At 63.4% G+C, this 5,380-nt stretch carries 3 protein-coding genes and 1 pseudogene; all 4 read left to right on the forward strand.

The features are described 5' to 3' along the window. Positions 1–2,169: pseudogene (locus NZM16_RS01485) on the forward strand (hypothetical protein); the annotation flags it as partial. A gap of 68 nt (positions 2,170–2,237) precedes the next feature. Beyond that, entirely contained in the window at positions 2,238–3,914 is a 1,677-nt protein-coding gene (locus NZM16_RS01490; protein WP_295478008.1) for a B12-binding domain-containing radical SAM protein, read from the forward strand. 18 nt (positions 3,915–3,932) lie between these two features. Further along, positions 3,933–5,171 carry an acyltransferase gene (locus NZM16_RS01495; protein ID WP_295478011.1) on the forward strand — a complete coding sequence of 413 codons (1,239 nt, stop codon included), beginning with the start codon at positions 3,933–3,935 and terminating at the stop codon, positions 5,169–5,171. 11 nt (positions 5,172–5,182) lie between these two features. After that, the coding region (locus tag NZM16_RS01500; protein WP_295478014.1) for a hypothetical protein at positions 5,183–5,380 on the forward strand (198 nt) is incomplete at its 3' end.

Here is a 5,380-nt window from a genome sequence, read left to right on the forward strand (position 1 = left end):
GACCGGACCACGGACACGGGTTATGTGGCCGTGGGACGCCGGGCAGTGGGGAATGGGCGTTTCACCTTCTGGGGCTACGATCTCGCCCGCAGCATCGCTCTCACCCGTCAGGGGAACCCGGCGTGGGTCGGGCAGGACCGGGAGGCAGATGGGATCCTCCGGACCACGGATCTCTTCAGCGGCTGGATCGATCTCGAGCGCGTTGCCATCCCTCAGGCGGACGAGCAGATGCGGCTGCTCTCCCGCCTGATCCGGGATGGACTGGGGAGGGCTGTTCCCATGCCCCAGCTCTGGTATTTCCCGAACGGCGCTCTCAGTATGCTGATCCTCACCGCCGATGCTCACGGCAACAGCCAGGGCCAGTATGACAGAGAGATCCAGAGCATAGAGTCTTTCGGGAACCGGACTACCCTTTTCCTCACCCTGAACTTCGAGAGCTGCCCCTCCGCCCCCACCCCGAACGCGGTGAACCAATGGTGGGCAGCCGGCCACACCGTCGGCGTTCACCCCTATGTGGGCTACGACGCGGAGACCGGGGCCAACTACGGTGATTACCGGACGGCGACCAGCGCCACGCTGGAACGATTCCTCCGCTGCTATGGCCCACCGGTCTCCCGGGCCATCCGGACACACCAGATCCGTGCAGGCCCTGGATGGGTAGGCGGGGCCCGGGTTCACGCAGACCTCGGATTCCTTCTCAATCTGGATTACTACATGCGAGGCGACGTCCTTCGCCGACCGGATAGGACGCAGGCTCATGGATATCTCACCGGCAGCGGCCTCCCGATGCGCTTCATTGATGAGAACGGCGTGATCCTCTCAGCTTTCCAGCAGTTGACCAATATTGTGGATGAGCAATACATGGCCCAGCCTTTCTATCCCAACTGGCAGCGTGATTTCGCCGAGATCCGCGCCATGCTGGACGCCGCCATTGGAGGCTATTACACCGCTTTCGTGGCGAACTTCCATGTGGATTATTACTCCTGGGGGGAAATTTACCCGTGGGCTGAGGCCATCATGGCGGCCGCCCAGGAGCGGGGGATTCCGACCTGGAACGCCGACCAGTGGCTGGATTATGTCCTGAATCGAGATGCGGCCCGGATTCAGGCAGTCCAATGGGATCCCCCTGGGGGGAATCTCTCCTTCTCCTTCCATGCCACACCCACCCTGGCCTTCTCGCACACTCTGGTTCTTCCTCAATCCTTCGGTGGACGAAGCCTCACAGCGGTATGGGTGAACGGGGCTCCGGCCTCTCCGATCTCTCGAACCCTTCGCGGGGTTCCGGTCATGTTCTTGAACATCAGGCCAGGAGCCCATTCAGTGCTCGCACGCTATCCGGGACCGGACACGCCCACTGCCTCCCCGACGAAGACGCCCTCGCCCACGCCGACCCTCTCCCCTACTCCGGGGGCTCGCATCCAGGCCGCGGCGCGAGTGGAGCCGGCGCTTCCGATCGCCGGCGCGCCGTTCACCTTCACGCTCGCTATCACGAACACCGGGCCATCGCCGATCCCCTCGCTGGTTGCGACCACAACCCTTCCCTCGCGAGTCAGCGGGCTCGCCTGCGGGCCGACCCCCTGTGAACCTCTGGGAACCCGTGTGCAATGGGAGCTCCGTGATCTCCTCACAGGCCAGATGCGGATCCTGACGGCTTCGTTTCAATCCGAGCCGGATCTGATAGGCGAACTGTCCTTTGAAACCCGCGTCGGATCCTCGCAGATCCTGCTGGAAGGAGACACGCGCCTTCAGATCACGGTCCCGCTGACCGCCGCTGTCGATCTGGTCTGGCAGGGAGCTCTGGAGCCCAATCCGGTAGTGGCCGGGCAGCCCTTCACCCTATCCCTGAGCCTGGAGAACCGGGGGCCCAGCACTGCTCAATCGATTCGGATCACGGTGACCAGCCCGATCTCCACTCCGGTGACCTCCTGCGCGCCATCCTGCCCGCCGTTCACACCCCCCGCTCTTTCTCCTAGGGAATCGATTCCTCTCACCTTACAGATGCAGGCGGACCCGGATTTCGTCGGATCCATGGAGATCCCGGTGGAAGCGACCTCTCTTACTCCGGAGATCGATCCGGTAACAAATTCCTATCGATTTACCCTCCAGGTCCTAACCCGATTCCGTTACCGTGTGTTCATGCCGGTGATCCAGCAAGGGAAGCGTCCGTAAAAATTGTCCAACAGGAATCCAGCATAGAACTTGCGTAGCTGACTCCTGCTGGAGAGATAGAAGAGGGAATGGAGGAGAACGTGGCTACTCAAACACCTATCGAAGTGATGAGTCCGGAGGAGCTGCGCCGCAATCTGGGCACGCGACGGATCCCGCCGCTGCCGAGGCCGAAATTCCCGGACGCCAGCGCGGTGGTTCAGCGGCTGCGGCCGCCCCGCTCGCCGGAGGCGGTGGACGTGTTGCTGGTGAACCCGCCTTCTCCCGATGGAGCGGTGTGGATCCGCAGCCAGCACCGGGTGGGCCGCCGCTCTCGGGAGAACATGATCTGGCCCCAGGTGAGCCTGGCCCAGATGGCGGCGATGCTCCACCCGGATTACAGCGTGGAGATCGTGGATGCCATCGCGTTGCGGATGGACTGGAAGGAGTTCGAAACCCTGTTGCGCCGGAAGCAGCCCAAATATTACATCACCCAGGTCACCGCGCCGACGCTCACGAACGACATGTATGGGGCCTTCCTGGCTCGCAGCCTCGGGGCTAAAACCATCGCCTTCGGCACCCATGTGACCCCAATGCCGATCCCCACGATGGAGGCCTACCCGGCCTTGGATTTCGTCCTGCGAGGGGAGCCCGAGCTCACCCTGCGGGAGCTGATCGACACGCTGGAAGGCCGCGTCCCGGAGGGCCGCATCCGTCGGCTCTTCGAGGACAGCGATCCCGAGTGGTTCCCACTGAACGAGGGGGAAGCCCGCGATTGGCCGCTGGAGGAGAAATTCGGCCGCATCAAGGGGCTGGTCTGGCGGCACAACGGCCAGGTCCGGGTGAACATCGATCGCCCCTTCATCCGCAATCTGGACGATATGCCGCTGCCCCTGCATCACCTCCTGCCGCTCTATCATTACCGGGCGCCGCTGATCCGGGGGCCTTACACCTTCATCGTGACCAGCCGGGGCTGCACGGCCGGGTGCACCTACTGCATCAAGCACGTGAGCTATCAGTATTCGATCCGCCTCCGCTCCCCCGAGAGCATTGTAGAGGAGGTCCGCCATCTGGTGGACTTGGGGATCCGGAACATTCACATGTATGCGGATCTCTTCACCATCAGCCGGGATCAGGTGGTGGGGATGTGCGATCTGCTCATCCAGGAAGGGCTCCGGATCCGGTGGACCTGCAACAGCCGGGTGGATTATGTGGATCGGGAGATGCTGCAGAAGATGGCCCAGGCCGGGTGCTGGCTGATCTCCTGGGGGATCGAGTCGGCAAACGAGCAGATCCTCAAGGGGGTGCGGAAAGGCTACCGGCTGGAGCAGGCTCCCCAGGCGCTGCGCTGGGCGAAGGAGGCAGGGATCAAGAACTGGGGCTACTTCATCATCGGCCTGCCGGGGGAGACCGAGGAGACCATCCGCCAGACCATCGAGTTCGCCAAGTCCCTCCCCCTGGATCTGGCCCTCTTCCACATCGCGGCGCCCTATCCAGGCACTCCCTTCTTCTTCCAGGTGGTGGAGAACAACTGGTTCCGGCCGGGCACGGCCTGGGAGGAAGTGGACATGGACCGCTCGACGGTCCTGGATTACCCCGGGCTGCCGGCGGAGCGATTGGAATACTGGCAGAAGCGGGCCTTCCGGGAATGGGCCCTGCGCCCAGGGCCGATCCTCACGTTCCTCAAGGGGGCGATGGATCCAGCGGTGCTGGGATCAGCCGCCGAGGTCGCGATCCGTCATGTGCGTTGGCTGCTGGGGAAGGAATAAGCTCCAGGAACTCCCAGCATGGTTGCCAGATCGGTTTCCTCGACCGCTCGCGCGCCCCGATTCCCATGGCTGGATGCCATGCGGGGTCTGGCCATCCTGATGATCGTGCTCTATCACATCACGATTCCGATCTATGGGATCCCTTGGTTCGCTCATCCCCGGAACGATTGGCCGGATCTGGAGGCCCGGTTGGCCCAGATCCGGCCACTCCCCCAGGAAAACCTCCTCTCCTTCCTTCTGGCGAACCTGTTCCGTTACATCGGGTGGCTGGGGTATCAGGGGACAGGAGTCTTTCTGGTCGTGAGCGGGTTCGGGTTGACCTGGGCGCTGGCCAGCCGCTCCCGAGAGGCGGAGATCGACCGGCGGGCCTTTTATCTGCGCCGCTTCCTGCGCCTCTTTCCGCTTTATTGGGTCGGACATTTCTTCTTCCTGGTTTTTCACAATGTGGTGGGGTGGCGGCCTTTTTCCCCCCTGGATCCCCGGTTCGTGCTGAGCCTGGTGGGCTTCCGGTTCCTGCCGGAGGTGTTTCACTTCATCTCCCCGGCGTGGTGGTTCATCGTCCTGATCATGCAGCTTTACGCCGTCTTTCCCTTCCTGTGGATGGCACTGCAACGGCTGGGGCTGCTCCGCTTCTGGGTCGGAGCGGCGCTGCTGACAGCCATCAGTCGAGGGATCGGTTTCTTCCTGTTGCCGGTGGATTGGGAGATGTGGTCCCGGGGGCTGTTCTTCCCCTCGCGCCTGGCGGAATTCGCCCTGGGGATGGGGCTGGCGTGGTGGGCAGCCGGGGAAACGCGCCGGATGGAGGGCCTGATTCGCTCCCCTCGCGCCTGGGCCGGGCTCTTGGCCCTATATGGGATCGGCCTCTCCCTCTCTTTCACCCTGCCCGGCGCCGTTGTAGCCCCCATGCTGGTCACCCCGGCAGCAACTGGTTTCCTGATGCTTCTGGCGCGGGGACTTCTGCCCCGGCTGCGCTGGCTCTACCGGGGGGTATCCGCCCTGGGCGCCTATTCGTATAGCGTGATGATATTCCACCAGCCGATCCTGTGGGCGTTCATCGCCTGGCTCTGGCCCTTCACAATGCCCCTGGCGCTCCGGCTGAGTCTCATCGGTGTGGTCGCCGTGCTGGTGTTCCTCGGATCTGCCGCCATCGAGCGGGGAACCTACTGGATGTTGCAACAGCGTCCCCTCAATCAGGTCTTCCCCCAGCCGGGACCCTATGCCCTTCCACCGGCTCGCACTGGACATTTTCCCTCTTGAGGAGACGATCGATGATCGGTAAAAGAACGCCTGTAATCCGCCGGATGCTTTACCGAGGTGGCCTCGCCATCGGATTGGCGGGGGCGCTGTTGATCCTGTGGCTTGGGGCTTCCCGCTGGTTCGCCTCCCTGACCCCTCCCGCCGCCCACGCTCAGGGAACGGGGACCATCACCCACACGACCGTGGCGGATTTCACGCCCGCATGCGCG

This window comes from Thermoflexus sp., from assembly GCF_025055495.1.
In the GTDB taxonomy this organism is placed as follows: Bacteria; Chloroflexota; Anaerolineae; order Thermoflexales; family Thermoflexaceae; genus Thermoflexus.

Bases quoted from the DNA above. Each gene is read 5' to 3' on its own strand.
- NZM16_RS01490 (WP_295478008.1), top strand. From the start codon at position 2,238: ATGGAGGAGAACGTGGCTACTCAAACACCTATCGAAGTGATGAGTCCG.
- NZM16_RS01495 (WP_295478011.1), top strand. From the start codon at position 3,933: ATGGTTGCCAGATCGGTTTCCTCGACCGCTCGCGCGCCCCGATTCCCA.